1 protein-coding gene is annotated in these 508 nt (G+C 75.2%); it reads left to right on the top strand.

What is annotated here, in order from left to right:
* Positions 1 to 161: 161 nt before the first annotated feature.
* The gene (locus OOT08_RS10875; RefSeq protein WP_325092662.1) at positions 162 to 485 is read left to right on the top strand and encodes a hypothetical protein; all 324 of its coding nucleotides are present in this window, start codon (positions 162 to 164) and stop codon (positions 483 to 485) included.
* The last annotated feature ends 23 nt before the right edge of the window (positions 486 to 508 follow it).

The following is a 508-nucleotide window of genomic DNA, read 5'->3' as shown; positions in this document are numbered from 1 at the left end:
ACCCGCTCGCCAGGACGAGTCCCTGATCTCGCTCGACACCCCGGACTAGCCCCGGGCCGCCGCCCGGCCCGGACGCCCTCCGGCCCGGCCACGCTGCCGAGCGCGACCACCGGCCCGTCGCTCGGGCCCCCGCCCCCACCCCCGAGAACAGGAGCACCCCCATGACCGCACTCCCCCATCCCAAGCCCGCGATCCGCCGCGAGCCCAGCCACGCCGCTGCGAGCGCGACCCCCGGGAACGAGCCCGTCGATCACGAGCAGGCGGCACAGCTGCCCGGGCTCGCCGAGCGTTCCCCGGACACGATCGAGCGGGTCGCCGAGATCCTGGTCGAGGCCCGATCCGTGTCCGCGGGCTGGCTCCCGAGCGAGATTCGGAACGACCTCAGCTCCCGGCTCCAGCAGGCCGGGATCCAGCTCCGCAGCGCGGAACTCGACGAGCTCGTCGCCCAGCTCATGCCGAGCGCGGAGGATCGCGCCCGGGGCTGAGCCTGCCCCGTTACCCGACGCTT

Source organism: Leucobacter sp. M11, assembly GCF_035726885.1.
In the GTDB taxonomy this organism is placed as follows: domain Bacteria; phylum Actinomycetota; class Actinomycetes; order Actinomycetales; family Microbacteriaceae; genus JAPFRB01.
The sequence above is the reverse complement of the archived record's forward strand: the minus strand, read 5'-3'. Positions and strand labels throughout refer to the sequence as shown.

Excerpts from the sequence above, each read along its gene's own strand:
- OOT08_RS10875 (WP_325092662.1), top strand. The coding sequence starts at position 162 with ATGACCGCACTCCCCCATCCCAAGCCCGCGATCCGCCGCGAGCCCAGC.